Source organism: Flavobacteriaceae bacterium (assembly GCA_003443635.1).
In the GTDB taxonomy this organism is placed as follows: Bacteria; Bacteroidota; Bacteroidia; order Flavobacteriales; family Flavobacteriaceae; genus AU392.
Window position 1 is genome coordinate 713,294 of record CP031964.1, and the last position, 21,036, is coordinate 734,329.

Below are 21,036 nucleotides of genomic sequence, written 5' to 3' on the forward strand. Positions count from 1 at the left end.
AAAATTAAAGATTATAAAACTACGAAACTTATCTGGCGAATTGAAATGCAATTTGTAATTTTAAATAATAGAAATTTTAAAATTAATGAGCTTAGATATTTGGTCTATATTAATTATAGTAATTGCATTCCAAGGATTATTTTTATTAACTGTTCTGTTTTCTTCAAAGGAGAGGAAAAAGAAGAAAAGTAGTCAATACTTGATTTTTATTATTTTAACCCTAATTTGGTTTTTAGCAGAGTTCTTTGCTATAAGAAATAAAATAAACGTAAATCTTAATATATTTTATGGTACACGATATGGCTCTTGGTTTTTATTAGGACCGATAACTTATTTTTATTTTAAATCTATAACAGATTTAACTTGGAAATTTTCAAAACAGTATTGGTTACATTTCCTTCCATTTATAACTTTTGTAATAATTATTCCTTTTATGTCTTACAGGACATTAAATAATAGTCAAATAGATTATGGAATGCTATCCGTTTTTGATCATAGGGAACGTGCTACTAACATTATTGAATATACATATTCTATTGTTTTTATAATACAATTTGTACATCTAGGATATTTTTTAATTCAAAATTTAAAGTTGATTAATCGTTACTCAAAAGGATTAATTGCAGAATACTCTACTATAGAGATTAAAATAAAATGGCTTAGAAATTTTAATGTAGTATTGATTATACTGCTAACACTTTCAGCAATATTTCTTTATATATTATTATTAACAGATGTTTATAGACGGCATATGGATTATATTTATGTACTGCCTATAGGGATACTATTTTATTTTATCAGCTTTAAATTTATGCGTGCCGATTGGAAACCAATTGATAAAACGATTAATAAATATGCAGGAAGTACTTTAAATAATGAACAGATTCCAAAATATGTAATTCAACTCGATCAATTAATGGAGAGCGAAAAAATATATTTAAATCATAATTTAAGGTTGAATGATTTATCTGAAAGAATGAATATTAATAAACATCATTTATCACAAATTTTGAATCAACATTATCAACTCTCTTTTTATGATTTTATTAATCGATTTAGAATTGAGGAAGCAAAGATGATTATTCAGAATACACCAGAGCACACCTTAGTTCAAATTGCATATGATGCAGGTTTTAATAATAAAACCTCTTTTGTTAATTCTTTTAAAAAGTTTGAAAATATAACTCCTTCAAAGTTTAGAGAAGTAAATCAGTATTCTTAATTTTTTCATAAAGTAGAGCAACTTTTATAAATGTTGTCGCTAATACAACGACGCTATAGTATTATTGAAGAGTAGTTGTTTTAAATCTAAAATTTTCAAAAATGAGATTATTAACTTTATTCATTATACTACCCATAGTCCTCAACGCTCAAATAAAAGCTTACCCTATTGATTCTTGGCATTCTAGAATTGAGTTTAATGTTAAATTTAGTGGCTTACTTCCAGTAAAAGGACAATTTACTGCGTTTGAAGGCACAGTTTTATTGAATGAAAAAGATATGACAAAAACTTCTGCTACTTTATTAATTGATGGAAACTCAATAGATACGGGAGTTAATTTAAGAGATAATCATTTGAAAGGAGAAGATTTTTTTGAAGTAGAAAAATACCCTCAGATTGTTTTTTCTAGTAAAAGAGTTGTTCATAAAGAAGGTCAATTTATAATGATAGGAGATCTTAATATGCATAATGTTACTAGAGAAGTGGAGGTTCCTATACAATTACTTCACGGAGAACAATTAGATACTTGGAAAAATTTTAGAATTACCCTTAAAGGAAAATTTCAAATTAATCGTTCAGATTTTGATATTGGAAATAATCAACCAACAATTGGTCAAATGGTCACTATTGAATTTATAATATCTGCCAGAATTTTTAATACAGAGACCATAGCACTGTTTAATCGTCCTTTTGGAAAGAAAATGATTAAAGCCATTTTAGAAGAAGGGAAAGAAAAAGCTTATTCTCAATATAAAGAATTAGTTAAAAATAAAGATGAAGATACTTCAAAAGCATCTAGTTTTGAACACTTATACCAATACTTGAGGCAAAATAATCATTTAAAAGCTAGTATAGAAATAACTAAATTGTTTACAGAGATTTTTCCTAAAGAACCTCAAGCCTATAGCTTGTTAGGTGATGCTTATTTTCAAAATAACTTATATAAAGAAGCGAAATTGGCTTTTGAGAAAGCTATTAGCTATGATGATAAAAATACTTTAGCTTATGAAATGTTAAAGCTATTAGATTGATTCTATATAGATAATGGAAGAGTTGCCAATGAGAATTATATTTAATTAAGGGCTATCAAAATGAAAAGAAACCCATATGTTGTATTTATAAGAATCTTAATTTTTTCATAAAACAAAGCAATAATTATAAAGGTTGTCACGAAAGTAGTTTAGTAATAGTAGTATTGATATTTAATATTAAAACTAAACTTTATGAAAACTAAACTTACAATTACATTTATTGCAATTTTGTGCTTGTCACAAATTAATGCTCAAAATTATAAGATTGATGCTGGGCATAGTACTGTACAAATACAAATAGAACGTTTTGGAGTTGTAGATGTAGTAGGAAGATTTAAATCTGTTGAAGGCACTATCTCATACAATAACGAAGATATCTTTAAAACAAAAGCAGAATCTTTTATTAAAGTAGATAGTTATGATGCTAATAATAAAGGAGGTGAAGATGCGGTAAAGAGTGCTGCTTTTCTTGATGTAGCTAAATATCCAGAAATTATATTTAAAGGGACTAAAGTTGTTAAAAAAAATAATGCTAATTATTTAATAGGAGATTTAACTATTCACGGAGTAACTAATGTAATCGAACTGCCATTTACAATTAAAGGGCCATTGTTAGATTTGCCTACACAAAAACAATCTATTGCGTTTAATGCTTCGATTACTATAAATAGACAAGATTACGAGCTTAATTTTGACAGAAAACTTCCAACAGGAATTAAACTTGTGGGAGATGATGTAAAAATCACATTAATTATTTTGGCACTTGAAGAGTAATGATTTAATATATAAAATAGTGAAGAAGACACTATTTATTTTAATAGTGTTTCCTTCATTATGCATATCTCAAAACAAAGTTTATAACATTGATACTGAAAAATCAAAAATTGATTTTAAAATAGCTCATATGGGCGTTTTGACGATTAATGGCACATTTCATGATTTTTCAGGTAAATTAACTCTGAATAAAAATAACATTAAAAAAATTGAAAGTAAAATAGTAGTTAAAAGCATCGATACTAAAGATAAAACCAGAGATAAATCTTTAATTGATGAAGCTTATTTAAATGATAAAAAATACCCTTATATCTATTTTATTTCGAATAGAGTTAAAGCAATTGGAAATTCAAACACAGTAACTGGAATTTTAAAAATTAAAGGAATCGAAAAAGAAATAATTATCCTTTTTGAAAAAAAACGAACAAATAATGAAAGTGAAATTAATTTAAGAGGATCAACTAATATTAAAAGGCGAGATTTTAATTTGAATTTTGGAGCTTTAAATGCTTTAGTAGGAGATTATATTACTATTAGTTTAAATATAATTTATAACTCTCTTTAAGTTAAATGAATTGTGATGTAAAATAAAAAGGAGATTTGTATTTACAAATCTCCTTTTAAAATATCTATATATTATAAATTAACACACTACTGTTTCTTTACGTTTTAACTGTAAACTTCTTATATAAGATTTAATACTAATTAATTCGTTACTCTTTTTATGGTTAAAATTGTTACTCTGTACTTTTGGATTAGCACTTATAGGTTCAATCTTTTTAATTGATATTTCTATTTTAGAAATAGAAGTAACAGTTTCAATTTTATTTTTAGTAGTATTAGTTTGAGCTTGACCAATAACTATACTTGGAGCAATTAATAAAACTAATATTATTATCATCTTGTACATAACAAAACTATTTGTAGGTTTCGAGTACAAATAAAAAGCATATAATAAATGATCATAAAAATATTTGATAAAATACACTAAAAAGTAGTTTACTAGAGTAAATTAACTTAAAATATCGATGAAATGCATGGTTATTTGATTGATAAAAATACTGTATATGAGTCAAATAGGACTGTTTTTTTTAATTTCCATTAATTTTTTGTGTAAACTTAGAAAGTAAATTGTTTGCAGCATCCCTATAAATATTATGACTTCCGTTTCCTCTAATTTCTTTACCAGCTTGTTCATTCATTCCATTAGGAGTAGCAGCATGGTTGGCCAGTTCTTCAAAACTAATAACTTTAGCGTTTTGAGCAGCATAAGCTAAAGATTGAAATAAATCTGAAACATATTTATTAGAAACCTCTTTAGACACCCCATTCTCTTGAGTCCAATCACTTAATTCTCCCATTAAATTATATAAAGGAGTTATTAGGCCAGTTAAAGTCCATATACTATGTAGTTCTTTTTCATTTTTAACTACTAAAGGTTGACCTATATAATTAAAGATCTCCAATATCGTTTCATTAGGATTAAATATAGGAATTGGACAGTTGTGATTTATAACAGTTGGTAATGGAATAGCCCTACTTACATGATTTGCAGGCTTTACAATTTTATGAAGCTCAGAAGAAAGGAGATAAGGAATTAAAGAAATAACGATATGATGTTTGTTAAATCGAAGGTTTTCTAACTCTCTTTTTGCATCTAATGGCCTTAATGTAATAAAAATAATATCAGAAGTATTTATAACTTCTTGATTAGAACTCATTTTTTTAACATTTGAAAACTTAGATGCTAGTGCAGAGCTATTTCTACTGTTTCTTGGGGAAAGATGAATAAAAACATTTTCAATTTTAGATGTGCAAAGCCCTTCCACAACAGCACTGGCAATTTTACCAACACCTATAAAACCTATTTTACGCATTAATTTTAATTTTAAATGTAAAGTATTGTGTTTAAGAAACTGAAGCCTCAGGTTTATAATAAAACCCCGGTTTTACATTTACATTTTCACCATTTTGATATTTCATATAAGTAAACCCTTCATGAATGCAATAAGAACCTACTTCTCCAGCTTTGTTTATTGCGATATAAGCAATCTGAAAATCTTTATGGCGATCATTTTTTGTAACAATTCTATGTATAGCTTCTTCACATGCTTCTTGAGGGCTCATACCATTACGCATAAGCTCTACTATTAAAAAACTGCCTACTGTTTTCATGACTTCCTCACCCATGCCCGTAGCTACAGCACCTCCAACTTCATTATCCAAAAATAAACCTGATCCAATTATGGGAGAATCTCCAATACGACCTTTCATTTTATAAGATAACCCAGATGTAGTACATGCTCCTGCAATATCTCCATCTTTATCAATAGTTAACATTCCAATAGTATCGTGGTTTTCGATATTTATGATAGGTTTATATTCTGGTGATTTTTTCCATTCTTCCCAAGCTAATCTTGATTCTTCTGTCAATAAATTTTCTTTTTCAAATCCTTGAGTATATCCAAATTCTTCAGCACCTTCACCTGCAAGCATTACATGAGGAGTTTCTTCCATTACTTTTCTGGCTAAAGCAGCAACATTGGTAATTGTATTTACATATACTACAGCGCCACAATCGCCTTCAGGATTCATTACACAAGCATCTAAAGTAACATTGCCTTCTCGATCTGGAGCACCTCCTTTACCTACTGTGGTATTTTTTAAGTTCTCTTCTTCTACTTCTACACCAGAAATAACAGCATCTAATGCGGGTTTTCCTTTGGCTAATTCTTCTCCAGCTTTATCATTAGCAGCTGTAAAAGCCCAAGTGCAAATGGCAATTGGAAATTTTGTTTTATCTATTATCATTTTGTTTTTTTCTTCTATTAGTGGTACTGGTTTTCCTGCTGTAGGATCCCCACAACTTGTTAGAGTACTCCCTACAGTTAAACCAACTCCAGTTAATGAAGCGTTTTTAATAAAGTGTCTACGTTCCATAAATATGTTATCTTATTTAATTGATATTTCATCCATAAATACCCAGCTTTTCCCATCATAAGCATGGCCAATATGCCACTCAGGAATATCGCCTAAAGTTTTGGCAATAACTTTAATGTATCTTGCTTTTTGAGGAGAAATTTTAGCAGTAATGCGCTCTACTTTTGCACTTTGTGATGCAGTAACTTTTGGAAGTTTAATATGTTTAGCGACTTTAAAACTTTTGCCATCTGTCGAACTTAAATAAGTTACTTCTGTTGGAAGAAATATCCAAGGTCCTTGATCATTTAAAAAACCAGTTTCTATTTCGCTAATTGTTTTTTCATTACCTAAATCGATAGTAACTATAACATCTCTGTTGTGATAGCCTTGCCATATACCAGTTCTATAATCTGTACCACCTCTAATACCATCAATTAATGCATTGTCGCCACCACCATTATAGCGTTGAGCATATTCCGTTTCTAAATTGATGCTTATGTTAGGATCAATTTTATAAAACTGAGTTTCGATAATATTGCTTTTAATACCATTTTTTTCGGCATAAGTAGCTAACATAGACGGATTGTTTAATTGAATCGGACCTTCATATTTTTTAAACTCAGAATCATCTAATTGATAAAAAATATCTGTATCCGCTTCTGCATTACTAAGTGTAATTTCTGTATTTCCTTTAAAGGCAATATCTCCTTTTTGTATATATGGAGCAACGACAATAGGGTGTTCTTCGATAATTGTCATAGGTTCTTGCCCCTCTTTAGTACCCCAAGTTGCTGGATTATCAGTCATTTCAAATATTAAAGAACCACCGTTAATAATCTCATCATGATTTAAATAAGTTCTATTTAATTTTTTACCATTTAAATAGGCATACTCTATGTACTTATTTTTTGACGATATATTTTTAGCTTCTATTGTAAACGATTCTCCATTTTCTAAATTAATAGTAGCTTTATTGAACAGGGGTGTTCCAATAATGTATTGATTTGAACCCGGAGTCACAGAATAAAAACCCATAGAACTTAACACATACCAAGCACTCATTTGCCCACAATCTTCATTTCCTGATATGCCATCTGGCTCATTTGTATATAACTCGGTAAGGATTTGATATACTTTTTCTTGTGTTTTATGTGGTTTGTTTACAAAATTATAAAGATATGCCATATGATGACTTGGTTCATTACCATGTGCATATTGACCAATTAAACCTGTAATATCTACTTGATTCCCCCCGTGTAGCTCATTTTTAGCGCTAAATAAGGCATCTAATTGTTCTTCTAAACCCCTTTTCCCACCTAAAAGATTAATAAATCCGTTAATATCTTGAGGAACATAAAAACTGTATTGCCATGAATTAGCTTCGGTATAATTAAAGTTTACTTCATAAGGATCAAAAGGAGTAAACCAAGTATTTCGAAGCCTCCCTCTCATAAATTTTGTTTGAGGATCAAATACATTTTTATAAGATTGTGCTCGTTGAATATAAGTTTTATAATCTTCTGTTTTACCCATAGATTTAGCCATTTGTGCAATAGTCCAGTCGTCAAATGCATATTCTAATGTTTTAGAAACCGATTCACTTTCTTCTTCGACAGGAATGTACCCCTGAACTTTATATGATGCTAAACCTAATTTATCTCGAGTGGCACTATGTTTCATTGCTTCAAAAGCTTTTTCAGTATCAAATCCTGTAATACCTTTTAAATAAGCATCGGCTATTACTGGTACTGCATGATACCCAATCATACAATGTGTATAATTTCCTGCTAAATCCCAAATAGGCATAATACCACCTTCGTCGTATTTACTTAAAAACGTATTAATAAAATCGTTAGTGCGACCTTGTTCTATTACAGTATATAAAGGGTGAGCTCCTCTATAAGTATCCCAAAGAGAAAACACTGTATAATAGTCAAAATCATTAGTTTGATGAATATTTAAATCGATACCTCTATAACGACCATCAACATCTTGATATAAGTTTGGTGCAAGCATAGTGTGATAAAGCGCAGAATAAAAATTAGTTTTGTTATTTATATCATTAGTTTCAATAACTATTTTCTCTAGTTGCTTTTCCCAGATTAGCTGAGCATTGATTTTAATATCTTCGAATGTTTTATTACCTATTTCTGTTTCAAGATTTTGTTTAGCACCAATCTCATCTACTGCAGAGATACCAACAGAAACAAAAATTGGATCATTGTTAGGGTTATCAAATTCAAAGGCCATTTTTTCAGGGTTTTTGCCCTTTGACCCTGGAGTGTTTTTAAATGGTTTCGAAAATTTTATGTGATAAAAAAGACGTTGATCTTCAGCCCAAGCTTTAGAATGACGATATCCTGAAATTTCTTGATTGGATATAATATTTATATTATGATCTAGAACCTGATCTCTATGAGCTAAATCTAAAATAACAATTTGATTTTTTGCTGAAGAGAACTGATATTTATGCATTCCGCTTCTTGGAGTTACAGTAAGTTCAACATCAATGTTAGTATTATCTAAATGTACACTATAAAACCCAGGTTGAGCGATTTCATTTTGATGAGAAAAATGATCGCGATACCCTACTTTACCATCTGCACCATTGTTAAAATTTATTGCATTGGTTGGCATTAACAAAATATCTCCATAATCTGAGATTCCTGTACCACTTAAATGAGTATGCGAAAACCCATAAATATATTCATCATCATAATGATATCCTGAACAACCATCCCAACCTTCTAATCGTGTATCTGGGCTTAATTGCATCATTCCAAATGGCATTGTTGCTCCAGGATATGTATGACCATGACCTCCAGTTCCTATAAATGGGTTTACATAAGAAATTAAAGGATTATCTTTTTTTGCAACTTCTATGTTAAAATTTGAGTTATTCGAACAATTAAATAAAAAAAGAAAACACAGTATGTAAAAAAAGGAAAATCTCATTTTATTATTTTTTAGAAGTCGAAAGATAATAAATTCTTAAGTTACAACTAAGTTAATTTTAGAGCGTTTGTCCGACTATCTAAAGGTACATTTATAAAAACTTGTCATGACTCGTTGGATTATATTTATAGTTGTTTGTGGTATTATTGATTTTTATGCATTTCAAGCATTTAAAACAGTAATAAAATCATCATGGATAACAGGAATATATAGTATCGTTTCCGTTTTTATTTTAGCTAATTTTAGTTATCAATTATTTACTTTTAACAGAGCAATTGGCATAGACTCTGGATTAGCATCAGCATCAGCACTCTTTATTTTAATATATGTTCCTAAGCTAGTTCTTATAACAACACTTTTTGTCGAAGATATTTTTAGATTATTTGAAACAATATTCAATTATTTTTCTCGAAATGAAATTTTAAATGAGAGTAGTTATGCCCCCTCTCGTAGAAGCTTTATAAGTAAAATAGCATTAGGATTAGCAGCGATACCATTTGGTTCTATACTTTATGGTATTTTTAAAGGAAAATATAACTTTAAAGTTTTGAAGTATTCTCTTTATTTCGAAGATTTACCAGAAGCTTTTGATGGATATAAATTAACTCAAATAAGTGATGTACATTCAGGAAGTTTTGATAATGTAAAGAAAGTAGAATATGCTATAGATCTTATTAATAAACAACAAAGTGATGTGTTATTGTTTACAGGTGATTTAGTAAACAATAAAGCTGAAGAAATGCATCCTTATATTAATGCCTTTAAGAAATTGAATGCTAAAGATGGAATGTTCTCTGTTTTAGGAAATCACGATTATGGAGATTACGTAAACTGGAATACTGATATTGAAAAATCACAAAACCTTGAAGATTTAAAAAGTCTTCAAAAAGAAATAGGTTTTGATCTATTACTAAATGAAAATCGTTTTATAGAAAAAAATGGAGAGCGTATTGCATTAATTGGAGTTGAGAACTGGGGGAAGGGATTTAAACAAAAAGGAGATTTAAAAAAAGCATCTCAAAATGTTGATATTAATGATTTTAAAATCTTAATGAGTCATGACCCTTCTCATTGGGAAGAAGAAGTTGTTAATGATAAATATCATTATCATTTAACATTAAGTGGTCATACTCATGGTATGCAATTTGGTATAGAAATTCCAGGATGGTTTAAATGGAGCCCTGTGAAATGGAGGTATAAGCACTGGGCAGGAATATATAAAGAATTAGGGCAATATATAAATGTTAATCGTGGATTTGGATATTTAGCTTTTCCTGGACGTGTTGGAATTTGGCCAGAAATAACTGTAATCGAGCTTAAAAAAGGTTCGAATAATACATAATTGCAAGGAAATGTTATATTTGTAACTGCATATTTGATTTAAAACTTTAAATGATGTCAAAATTTGGAGAACTTATAGATGTTAATATTCCTGTTTTGTTAGATTTTTTTACAGAATGGAATGAGCAATCTACAATGATGCATGCTGTCTTGAGAGATGTTGCTGCCGCTCTTGGTGATAAAGCTAAGGTTATAAAAATTGATGTTGATAAAAACAAAGATTTAGCTGAAGCACTTCGTATAAAAGGGTTACCAACTTTAATTATCTATAAAAACGGTGAAATGAAGTGGCGCCAAAGCGGTGAACAAGACGCAAACACACTTATAGGTCTTATTCAAGAATACGTTTAAAAATAAATCCTTTTTCACTAAAATACTCCAATACTTTTGGTAAGGCATATCGTAAGTTTTTTGATGCTTTTATACTATCATGAAATACTACAATATCTCCCGAAACTGTATTTTTAATCACATTGTTTAAACATTTTTCTTCAGATATTTTATTACTCCAATCTATGGATAAAACTCTCCACATTATAATTTTATAACCCCTTTTTAGAAGTTGTTTTGCTTGCTTAGATTTAATTTGACCATAAGGTGGGCGAAATAAACTGGTTTTAAAATTAAAAGAATTGAAAGCCTTTTCTGTAGACTCTATGTTATGTAGATATGTTTTTGTTTTTGTTTTCCAGCCTTTTAAATGATTATAAGTGTGATTGCCTATAGAATGTTTTTCATGTAAAATTCGCTTAAAAATTTCAGGGTTTGTTTCAATATTTTTTCCAATACAAAAAAAAGTAGCTTTAGCATTATATTTATTTAAAATATCTAAAACCCAATCTGTTATCTCTGGAGTAGGGCCATCATCAAAAGTTAAATAAATCACTTTATTTTGAGAAGGATATTCCCAAATCAAACTTGGAAATATCCTTTTAATAAATTTAGATGTTTTTACTGGAGTAAAATTCACAATTAATTTTCAGGATCAATACTGGAAGAATCATTTGTTGGAAGATCTTTATCTGAAGGCGATGGTTTTTCTTCTGGTCTTAAAAGTTCTTCGGTTTCTCCTGTAAAAACTTGAATATAATTATTGTATTTCTGCATTTCAGAAGTTACAAAAGCATCATCTTCATAAGTAACTAATACATCTATTAATCCTCTATAACGTGCTAAATCAGTAGAAATTTCTTGAAATACTTGGTTTTGTTCTTCATCACTAAGGCTGATGTAGTAGTCTAGGTTTTCTTGATATTTCTTAGAAACTTCTTTAAATAGGTTACGTCCTTTTTCGTTAGCTTCAACTTGATAATAAGCTCCGATATAAGGCTCTAAAAGAGTATAGAAATTAAATATATCTACTGGCATTTTTTCCATAGCTAAATCCGCTATTTCTTCTGCTTCTTTAAGTTTTTCGTCATTAATTAAGCTTTCGATTAAACGGGCAAGATTACCCCTGTAGGTTATTCCGTTTTTGCGAGTTTCTACATCATGATATATGTCACTACCGCTATTACCCCAGTCCCACTTTTTTACTAAGTCGTACATTAAATCAGGATCAACTCTCCCCATATCAAAAGGATTAGCACGATCAACGGGTGTTTTAATAGGAACTAATTTATAACACAAACCATCTAATTGTAAATAATCTTTCATCCAAATATAATCATCATCCCCAAACGATCCACCAGTAAAATAAATAGGGCGCTCCCAATTATTGTTTGCAATAATATCTAGCATTAATAAACGATTTTTATATAATGCGCTTCCAGATATTTTAAAATCTACAAAATCTACTATTTTATCAGCATCTTTAGGTTTTACAACACCATTTTTTAGAACAGAGTTTTTGTCTACAGGAACTCTTATATGTTCTGCTGGAAAATAACTGCGATTGAGTTCTTGGGTTGGAAATCTTCTGATATCCCTTCCTTCTTGTTGAAATATAAATTTCATTTTGGTACGTTCATCATCACTAGCTATAAAGTCAATTAATTCTTTAATGAGTAGGGTATCTTTTTTAATTAAGCTTTTTACAATGTCATTGTCAGCTTGATTAATAACAATATCTCTAGTGCCATACCTGTATTTCTCATGTATTAATTGAGAAGGTATTGGATCGCTTTCATAAGCTTTACGTTTCATTTGATCTATATACCAATCAGTTTGAAATAAGCTTGTATTCACAACTTTAACATCAGTACGCACACCTTCTATTTCTTGAAGGTACCATAGTGGAAAAGAATCGTTATCTCCAATAGTAAATAGTATAGCATTAGGTGCACAAGATTCTAAATATGTTCTAGCCATTGAGTTAGCAGTTCTTTTTCCAGAACGATCATGATCATCCCAATTGTTAGCAGCTAAAATACTTGGAACTAAAATTAAGCAAACTACAGTTAATGCAGGAGCTAAAAATTTATGCCTGCTGAACTTACTTATAATATTATATAGGGCATAGACCCCAAAACCTATCCATATGGCGAACACATAAAACGAACCTACTACTGAATAATCACGTTCCCTAGGTTCAAAGGGACGAACATTAGTATATACTTGTATTGCTATTCCTGTAAATAAAAAGAATACGAGCATTGTCCAAAATAACTTTTTATTGGTATTGAATAAAAAGAAAAGACCTATTAAGCCTAAAATAAAAGGTAAAAAATAATACGTATTTCGTGCTTTATTATTTAAAACATCACTAGGTAAATTATTTTGCGATATGCCTAAATGTGCTTCATCAATAAAGCTTATACCACTTATCCAATTACCATGAGAATCATATCTCCCTTGAATATCATCTTGGCGTCCTGTAAAATTCCACATAAAATAACGCCAATACATATAGCCAAGTTGGAATTCAAACATATAAAGAATATTGTCTATAAATGATGGTTTTTCAATATCTAAAAATTGTGAATTCTGCCTTAAAAAAGTATTATAATCTTCATAATCTACACGCCCCTCATTAACTTGACCTATAAAACTAGAAACAGCACTTCTTATTTGATTTAATCTACCATTAGCATACTGACTGGCTTCATCTTCAGGGTAGCCTCCATTGCGTGCAGAAGTATAAAAATCAGAAATTAGATCAGGTTTTATTTTAAAATCCAAATACCCAGTAAAAAGCATATAATTTTCTGCATGCTCTCTACTCCACATTCTAGGTAGTATTGAGGCATGTTCAGAATTATAATTTTGATCAGCATTTTTATAATCGTTTACAATAATATACTTACCTTTCTCTACATCTTTTTCGTATTTAGGTTTAGCATCAACATAAGGGTTATTTTCATCTAATCCAGAGTATTGTTCAGTAAATTGAGGTCCATAAAACAAGCGTGTTTTGGGATATTGTTCTAAATTATAATAAGCTAATAACTCTCTTGCACTAGAAGGATTATTCTCATTAATAATCACATTAGCATTGGCACGAATTGGAAGCATCATCCAAGATGAGAACCCAATAAAAATAAATAGTAAACAAAGTACTAAAGTGTTAATGTGTTTATATTGTTTTTTTCTTGTATAGTTAAGGCCAAAATAAAAAGCAGTAATAACAAGTAAACCAGCGAAAATTGAACCTGAGTTAAAAGGTAGTCCTAAAGTATTTACGAAAAACAACTCTACAGAACTAAAAAATTTAAGTGAGTTGGGCAATAAGAGTTTAAAAATAAATAACAAAATACCCACAACCACTATATTAGCAATAATGAAATTTTTAACAGTAACTTTTTTGTAATTTTTAAAGAAATAAATCAATCCTATTGCAGGAATAGTTAATAAGCCCATAAAATGTACCCCAAAAGAAAGTCCAGTAATAAATGCGATTAATATTAACCATTTATTACCTCTAGGCTTACCCATATCTTGCTCCCATCGTAAACCTAAATAAAACATGACAGCCATAATAAGAGTGGCCATAGCATAAACTTCAGTTTCAACGGCGTTAAACCAAAAAGAATCTGTAAACGTAAAAGCTAAACTCCCTACTAAAGCACTTCCAAGAATAGCCTGCTTTTTTGAATTTGAAATAGTTTCAGAGTTCCCAGCCAATTTGCGAAGTAATAAAGTGATTGACCAAAACATAAACAAAATCGTAAATGCACTAGCAACTGCACTCATCATGTTAAGCATTAATCCAATTTGAGATGAATCTGTAGCGAATACCGAGAAAAAAGCACCTATCATCTGAAATAAAGGTGCTCCTGGTGGGTGACCTACTTGTAGTTTAGATGATGTTAAAATATATTCGCCAGCATCCCAGAAACTAACTGTAGGTTCTACAGTTAAACTATATGTTATTAAGGCGATTAAGAAGGCTAACCAACCCAAAATGGTATTCCATTTTTTAAAGTTGAAATGTGTCATAATTGTTTAGTATTGCTAACGGCGAATTTAATAATAAATAAACAACGCAAGAAAGTTTTTAAGTAAACGTTAAGGGATTCGTATTATTTTGTCTAAAAATATTTGCACAAATAAAACTTTGTACTAAATTTGCAAACTCATTTGAGGAATGGTCCATGGTGTAACTGGCAACACGTCTGTTTTTGGTATAGAAGAGTCTAGGTTCGAGCCCTAGTGGACCAACAAAGTAATTAAATCCTAACTTGATTGAGTTGGGATTTATTATTTTACAGAATATCGAAGAGATTTAAAACATGAGTTTATCTCTTTTAAAGATCGATATAATGTTGTATATTTGCAGCGCTGTAAGAAAAATTGATACAAAAATGAGGGGACTGAAGTCCCCTCTTTTTATACTAAAGAATGTTTAAAAAAATAGTAAAATCATTATTAGATACTTGCTTAGAAAGTCGACAAGATTTGTTCTTAATCGATTTTGATGTGCTAGCAGATAACACTATAAAAGTAGTTATTGATGGTGATAAAGGTGTATTGGTTGAAGATTGTATGCTTGTAAGTCGAGCTATTGAACATAATTTAGATAGAGAAGATCAAGATTTTTCTCTTGAAGTAACATCGGCAGGAGCAGCATCTCCTTTAATAAATTCAAGACAGTATAAAAAGAATATTGGTCGCACATTAAGTGTAAAGGCAATAGATAATCAAGAATTTGAAGCTGTGTTAGCTTTAGTAGATGACGAAGGTGTTACACTAAAATGGAAAGCTAGAGAACCTAAACCCATTGGTAAAGGAAAAATTACAGTTCAGAAAGAACAAAAAGTATTATATAACGATATAGTAGAAGCAAAAGTTAAGATAAAATTTTAATCCAAAAGAGAATTATGGAAAATCTTGCGTTAATTGACTCATTTTCAGAATTTAAGGACGATAAGCTAATAGATCGTGTTACCTTAATGGCTATTTTAGAAGATGTATTTAGAAATGCATTAAAAAAGAAGTTTGGTGATGACGATAACTTTGATATTATTATTAATCCAGATAAAGGTGATTTAGAGATCTGGAGAAATAGAATTGTAGTAGCAGATGGTGATGTAATGGACCCTAATGAAGAAATCTCATTGACAGAAGCTCGTAAAATTGAAGACGATTTTGAAGTTGGTGAAGATGTATCTCAAGAGGTGAAGCTTATCGATTTAGGTCGTAGAGCAATTTTAGCATTACGTCAGAATCTAATTGCTAAAATTCATGAACATGACAATACAAATATATATAAGCAATTTAAAGATTTAATAGGAGAAATTTATACTGCTGAAGTACATCATATTCGTCATAGAGCAATTATCTTGTTAGACGATGAAGGCAACGAAATTATTTTACCAAAAGAGAAGCAGATTCCTTCAGATTTCTTTAGAAAAGGAGATAATGTACGTGGTGTTATTGAAAGTGTAGAGCTTAAAGGAAATAAACCAGCAATTATTTTATCTAGAACTGCACCAGTATTTTTAGAAAAATTATTTGAGCAAGAGATTCCGGAAGTATTCGATGGTTTAATTACGGTTAAAAACGTGGTAAGAATTCCTGGAGAAAAGGCAAAAGTAGCAGTAGATTCTTATGATGATAGAATTGATCCAGTTGGAGCTTGTGTTGGTATGAAAGGGTCGAGAATTCATGGTATCGTTAGAGAATTAGGAAATGAGAATATAGATGTGATTAACTACACAAATAATCTTAATCTATATATAACTAGAGCATTAAGTCCAGCAAGAGTAACGTCTATTAAAATAGATGAAGAAGCAAAGCGTGCTGAGGTTATTTTAAAACCAGAAGAAGTAAGTAAAGCGATTGGCCGTGGCGGGCATAACATTCGTTTAGCAGGCCAGCTAACAGGCTATGAAATAGATGTATTTAGAGAAGGTGTTGAAGAAGACGTTGAGTTATCTGAATTCTCTGATGAAATCGATGCTTGGATTATTGAAGAATTAGCAAAAGTAGGATTAGATACAGCGAAAAGTGTTTTAGAACAAGATGCTGCTGATTTAGTGAAGCGTACCGACTTAGAAGAAGAAACAATTAATGAAGTTATTAGAATTCTTAAAGAAGAATTTGAATAAAACATATATTTGACATATTTTAAAGGCAATTTATGGCTGAAACAATTAGATTAAATAAAGTATTGCGGGAGTTAAACATCTCTTTAGATCGTGCTGTGGAATATTTAGATTCCAAAGGTGTTGAGATAGAGAAGCGTCCGACTACAAAAATTTCTGAAGAAACATATCAGATTCTTTCAGATGAATTTCAAACAGATGCTAGTAAAAAAGTAGCATCTAAAGAAGTTAGCGAAGCAAAACTAAAAGAAAAAGAAGCGTTACGTGAACAGCGTGAACGTGAAATTGAAGAGAAAATTCAAAAAGAATCTACTCAAGCTGAAATTGTTAAAGCTAAAACAACTTTAAAAGGTCCAAAACAAATTGGTAAAATTGATTTAGATGGATCTAAAAAAGAGGAGCCTAAAGAAAAAGTTTCTGAAACTGTGATCGAAGCAAAGGCTATTCAAAAAGAAGCAGTAGCTGAGGAAGAAGTTAAAACTCCTGTAAAACAGGAAGTAAAATCAAAACCTGAACCTGTTGCTAAAAAAGAAATAGTAAAACCTGAACCTGTTAAAGAAACAAAAATAGAGAAACCTAAAGCTAGAAAAACTGTTGAAAAGCCAGTTAAAGAAGCTAAAACAATTTCTAAACCACTTCTTGAAGGTGAAAGACCTGAAGTAGAAGAAAAGGTTACTACACAATATCAAAAACTTTCTGGACCAAAATCAACAGGAGAGAAAATAGATTTATCTCAATTTAATAAACCTAAGAAAAAAGTTGAGCATAAAAAACCTGATAATGCGGCAGATGCTAAAAAGAAACGTCGTCGTATAAGTAAACCAGGCGGAGGTGCTCCAGGTGCTGGAAATAATAATCAACGAGGAGGAACAGCTCAAAGAGGTAATTTTAATAAAGGAAGGGGTAATCAACAAAGGCGTCCGCAAACTGTTAAAGAAGAGCCTAGTGCAGAAGAAGTACAAAAACAAGTACGAGAAACCTTAGAAAAACTTCAAGGAAAATCAAGTAAAGGTAAAGGAGCTAAATATCGTCGAGATAAGAGAGATCAACATCGTCAGAAATCTGAAGATGAAATTGCACAGCAAGCGGCAGAAAATAAGTTACTTAAAGTAACAGAATTTGTAACTGCTAATGAAGTAGCAACAATGATGGATGTTCAAGTAACTCAAATTATATCAGCATGTATGTCGCTAGGTATGATGGTAACAATGAATCAACGATTAGATGCAGAAACCTTATCTATCGTTGCGGAAGAGTTTGGATATGAAGTAGAATTTGTGACTGCAGATATTGAAGAATCAATAGAAGAAACTCAAGATAACCCAGAAGATTTAGTATCTCGTGCTCCAATTGTAACAGTAATGGGTCACGTAGATCACGGTAAAACATCGCTTTTAGATTACATTCGTAAAGAAAATGTGATTGCTGGAGAATCTGGAGGTATTACACAACATATAGGTGCTTATGGAGTAACTTTAGATTCAGGTCAAAAAATAGCTTTTTTAGATACACCAGGTCACGAAGCGTTTACAGCAATGCGTGCACGTGGAGCTCAAGTTACAGATTTAGCAATTATTGTAATTGCAGCAGATGATGACATAATGCCGCAAACAAAAGAGGCCATTTCGCATGCACAAGCAGCAGGAGTGCCAATTGTATTTGCAATCAATAAAATAGATAGGCCTACAGCTAATCCTGATAAGATTAAAGAAGGATTGGCAGCGATGAACCTATTAGTAGAAGATTGGGGAGGTAAAATTCAATCCCATGATATTTCTGCTAAAACTGGTTTAGGGATTAAAGAGTTGTTAGAAAAGGTATTGTTAGAAGCCGAGTTATTAGAGCTTAAAGCAAATCCAAGTAAGCCAGCAGTAGGAACTGTAGTAGAGGCCTTTTTAGATAAAGGTCGAGGGTATGTGTCTACAATTTTAGTTCAAGCAGGAACTTTAAGAATTGGGGATTATGTATTAGCAGGAAAAAATAGTGGTAAAATAAAAGCAATGCATGATGAGCGCGGAAAAGATGTTTTAGAAGCAGGACCATCAACACCAATTTCAATTTTAGGATTGGACGGTGCTCCACAAGCTGGAGATAAATTTAATGTATTTGCAGACGAACGTGAAGCAAAACAAATAGCTGCTAAACGTACACAATTACAACGTGAGCAATCGGTGAGAACACAACGTCATATTACACTTGATGAGATAGGTCGTCGTATTGCGCTTGGAGATTTTAAAGAATTGAATATTATCCTTAAAGGAGATGTTGATGGATCGGTTGAAGCATTAACAGATTCATTCCAAAAATTATCTACAGAAGAAATTCAAGTTAATATTATACATAAAGGTGTTGGAGCCATTACTGAAAGTGATGTGCTTTTAGCATCGGCATCAGATGCAATTATTATCGGATTTAATGTGCGCCCAATGGGTAATGCACGTCAAATAGCAGATAAAGAAGAAATCGATATCAGAATGTACTCTATTATTTATGATGCAATTAACGATTTAAAAGATGCGATGGAAGGTATGCTTTCACCAGAATTTAAAGAGGAAATAACAGGTAGTGCAGAAATTAGAGAAATTTTTAAAGTTTCTAAAATTGGTAGCATTGCAGGATGTATGGTAATTAATGGTAAAATATTCAGAACATCTAGTGTGCGTTTAATTCGCGAAGGTGTTGTTATTTATACAGGAGAATTAGCGTCACTTAAACGCTTTAAAGATGATGTAAAAGAAGTATCTAAAGGATATGATTGTGGTATGCAAATCAAAAACTATAATGACATTAAAGAAAATGATGTTATTGAAGCATTCCAACAAGTCGAAATTAAAAAGAAACTTAAATAAGTTATATAACAACTTAAGTTTAAATATAATAAAGAGTGATCAATTTTGATCACTCTTTTTATGTAAAATTTATAAAGTTTTTCTCTTTATAACTACAAATAAAAAAAATCTATATGCTATGAAAAAAACAATTACACTTTTATTTTTTATTACACTATTAAGTTTTAATAAAGCAGCTAATGCACAAGGTACGCTTTTAGGCGAAATTAAAATGTTTGCGGGTACTTTTGCCCCAGCTGGATATGCTTTTTGTAACGGTCAAGTTTTACCAATATCTGGAAATGATGCATTGTTTTCTCTTATAGGAACTACTTATGGCGGAGATGGACGTACTACATTTGCTTTACCAGATTTAAGAGGAAGAGCGCCAATACACTCAGGAGACAATAGTGCAGGGCCAGGTTTAACAGCTAGAAGACTTGGCCAGACAGTAGGTAGCGAAACAAATACATTAACAGTAAATAACCTGCCTGCTCATTCGCATACAGTAAATGCAATTATAGAAGATGGTGATCAATCCTCACCAACAGGAAACTTTCCTGCAGGCACAAAATTATTAGATGGTGAATACGCGTCTAATGGAACTTCTACGACAATGAATTCCGGAATGGTTAGTAATACAGGTACAGGAGCTTCAGTTAATAATATGCAACCCTCTTTAGCGATAAATTTTATTATTGCAATAGATAGTGGAGTATTTCCTTTCCCAGCTCGAAATTAATAGAATATGAAAAGTATTAATCAAATATTAATATTGTTTTTTATATTGATTTATAGCAGTATTAATGCTCAAATTACTTTCAACGCTTGTAATTCACTATTAGAGAATCAGGATTATACGTTTAATCAGATAAGTACAGATGCTACTGGTAGAAATGTGTTTGAAACGAATCCAGTAGATGGAAATCAACCTTGCGGAGGTATTGGAGTTTGTGAATTTAGAATTGCTTGGAATGATACAGAAAGCCGTTGGGAGATTTTTGCAGATGATGGTAATGGCACATTTACAGATACTTTTATTTTGTATACTAATACAGAAGCATCTTCACCTAATCCCCCAGATTTAACTTTAGGAACTTGGATTGAAAACACTTCTGTAACACAATCGCTGTGTGGAGGAATATCAACTTTAATTGGTGATGTGCAAGGTGAAACATTAAGTACATCTGATGCAGATTTTAATAATCAGATAGAAATTTTTCCAAACCCAGCATCACAATTTATTACGATAAATGGTAATAGAAATCAGGTTGACGAGATCATCTTTTATGATATACACGGAAGATTAATTTTTAGTGAAAACTATAATAATGAAGCTTTAGATATATCAAGATTAACTCCTGGATTGTATTTTGCTAGATTTGTTAGTGATGAACGAGAGCTTGTAAAAAAACTAATTGTGCAATAAAAAAAGCGACTCATTGAGTCGTTTTTTTATATATACTATGAAAAAGAAG

Annotated in this window: 17 protein-coding genes and 1 tRNA gene; 12 read left to right on the forward strand and 6 right to left on the reverse strand. The window is 30.8% G+C overall.

The window, feature by feature from the left end:
• Window positions 1-85: 85 nt before the first annotated feature.
• The 4 genes from D1817_03080 (at window position 86) to D1817_03095 (ending at window position 3,592) form a co-directional block, all read left to right on the forward strand.
• Window positions 86-1,222 carry an AraC family transcriptional regulator gene (locus D1817_03080; GenBank protein ID AXT18885.1) on the forward strand — a complete coding sequence of 379 codons (1,137 nt, stop codon included), beginning with the start codon at window positions 86-88 and terminating at the stop codon, window positions 1,220-1,222.
• A gap of 101 nt (window positions 1,223-1,323) precedes the next feature.
• A complete protein-coding gene (locus tag D1817_03085; GenBank protein AXT18886.1) occupies window positions 1,324-2,253 on the forward strand; it encodes a hypothetical protein in 930 nt (309 codons plus the stop codon).
• Between the two features lie 192 nt (window positions 2,254-2,445).
• Window positions 2,446-3,027 (forward strand): polyisoprenoid-binding protein, encoded by a 582-nt coding sequence (locus D1817_03090; GenBank protein ID AXT18887.1) that lies wholly within the window; start codon window positions 2,446-2,448, stop codon window positions 3,025-3,027.
• A complete protein-coding gene (locus D1817_03095) occupies window positions 3,017-3,592 on the forward strand; it encodes a YceI family protein (protein ID AXT18888.1) in 576 nt (191 codons plus the stop codon). Before D1817_03090 ends, D1817_03095 begins: the two co-directional genes overlap by 11 nt.
• Before the next feature lie 78 nt (window positions 3,593-3,670).
• Here the strand turns inward: D1817_03095 and D1817_03100 are convergent, their stop codons facing one another.
• The 4 genes from D1817_03100 to D1817_03115 all read right to left on the reverse strand — a co-directional run bounded on the left by D1817_03100 (window position 3,671) and on the right by D1817_03115 (window position 8,904).
• Complete coding sequence (locus tag D1817_03100; GenBank protein ID AXT18889.1) at window positions 3,671-3,928, reverse strand: hypothetical protein; 258 nt, start codon at window positions 3,926-3,928, stop codon at window positions 3,671-3,673.
• A 190-nt stretch (window positions 3,929-4,118) separates the two neighbouring features.
• A complete protein-coding gene (locus tag D1817_03105; GenBank protein AXT18890.1) occupies window positions 4,119-4,904 on the reverse strand; it encodes a hypothetical protein in 786 nt (261 codons plus the stop codon).
• Window positions 4,905-4,935: 31 nt separating this feature from the next.
• Complete coding sequence (locus D1817_03110; GenBank protein AXT18891.1) at window positions 4,936-5,967, reverse strand: glycosylasparaginase; 1,032 nt, start codon at window positions 5,965-5,967, stop codon at window positions 4,936-4,938.
• A 12-nt stretch (window positions 5,968-5,979) separates the two neighbouring features.
• Entirely contained in the window at window positions 5,980-8,904 is a 2,925-nt protein-coding gene (locus D1817_03115) for a glycoside hydrolase family 92 protein (protein ID AXT18892.1), read from the reverse strand.
• A 106-nt stretch (window positions 8,905-9,010) separates the two neighbouring features.
• On the opposite strand from D1817_03115, the gene D1817_03120 reads away from it, so the two are divergent.
• Window positions 9,011-10,246, forward strand: coding sequence for a metallophosphoesterase (locus tag D1817_03120; GenBank protein ID AXT18893.1), 1,236 nt, complete (start codon window positions 9,011-9,013; stop codon window positions 10,244-10,246).
• 53 nt (window positions 10,247-10,299) lie between these two features.
• Window positions 10,300-10,596 carry a thioredoxin gene (locus D1817_03125; protein ID AXT18894.1) on the forward strand — a complete coding sequence of 99 codons (297 nt, stop codon included), beginning with the start codon at window positions 10,300-10,302 and terminating at the stop codon, window positions 10,594-10,596.
• Here D1817_03125 and D1817_03130 read toward each other — a convergent pair.
• Both D1817_03130 and D1817_03135 read right to left on the reverse strand, forming a co-directional pair.
• Window positions 10,577-11,215, reverse strand: coding sequence for a polysaccharide deacetylase family protein (locus D1817_03130; protein ID AXT18895.1), 639 nt, complete (start codon window positions 11,213-11,215; stop codon window positions 10,577-10,579). The two genes, D1817_03125 and D1817_03130, sit on opposite strands and share 20 nt — an antisense overlap.
• Before the next feature lie 2 nt (window positions 11,216-11,217).
• Entirely contained in the window at window positions 11,218-14,622 is a 3,405-nt protein-coding gene (locus D1817_03135) for a DUF2723 domain-containing protein (protein AXT18896.1), read from the reverse strand.
• A gap of 149 nt (window positions 14,623-14,771) precedes the next feature.
• On the opposite strand from D1817_03135, the gene D1817_03140 reads away from it, so the two are divergent.
• From D1817_03140 to D1817_03165, 6 genes are all read left to right on the forward strand, one after another.
• Window positions 14,772-14,847 (forward strand) — tRNA-Gln (locus D1817_03140).
• Window positions 14,848-15,024: 177 nt separating this feature from the next.
• Complete coding sequence (gene rimP / locus D1817_03145; GenBank protein ID AXT18897.1) at window positions 15,025-15,489, forward strand: ribosome assembly cofactor RimP; 465 nt, start codon at window positions 15,025-15,027, stop codon at window positions 15,487-15,489.
• Between the two features lie 14 nt (window positions 15,490-15,503).
• Window positions 15,504-16,733, forward strand: coding sequence for a transcription termination/antitermination protein NusA (gene nusA, locus D1817_03150; protein ID AXT18898.1), 1,230 nt, complete (start codon window positions 15,504-15,506; stop codon window positions 16,731-16,733).
• 32 nt (window positions 16,734-16,765) lie between these two features.
• Window positions 16,766-19,579: a translation initiation factor IF-2 gene (locus D1817_03155; protein ID AXT18899.1), complete on the forward strand. Its 2,814-nt coding sequence runs from the start codon at window positions 16,766-16,768 to the stop codon at window positions 19,577-19,579.
• A gap of 211 nt (window positions 19,580-19,790) precedes the next feature.
• Entirely contained in the window at window positions 19,791-20,300 is a 510-nt protein-coding gene (locus D1817_03160) for a phage tail protein (GenBank protein AXT21215.1), read from the forward strand.
• A gap of 6 nt (window positions 20,301-20,306) precedes the next feature.
• Window positions 20,307-20,987 (forward strand): T9SS C-terminal target domain-containing protein, encoded by a 681-nt coding sequence (locus tag D1817_03165; protein ID AXT18900.1) that lies wholly within the window; start codon window positions 20,307-20,309, stop codon window positions 20,985-20,987.
• Window positions 20,988-21,036 lie beyond the last annotated feature (49 nt).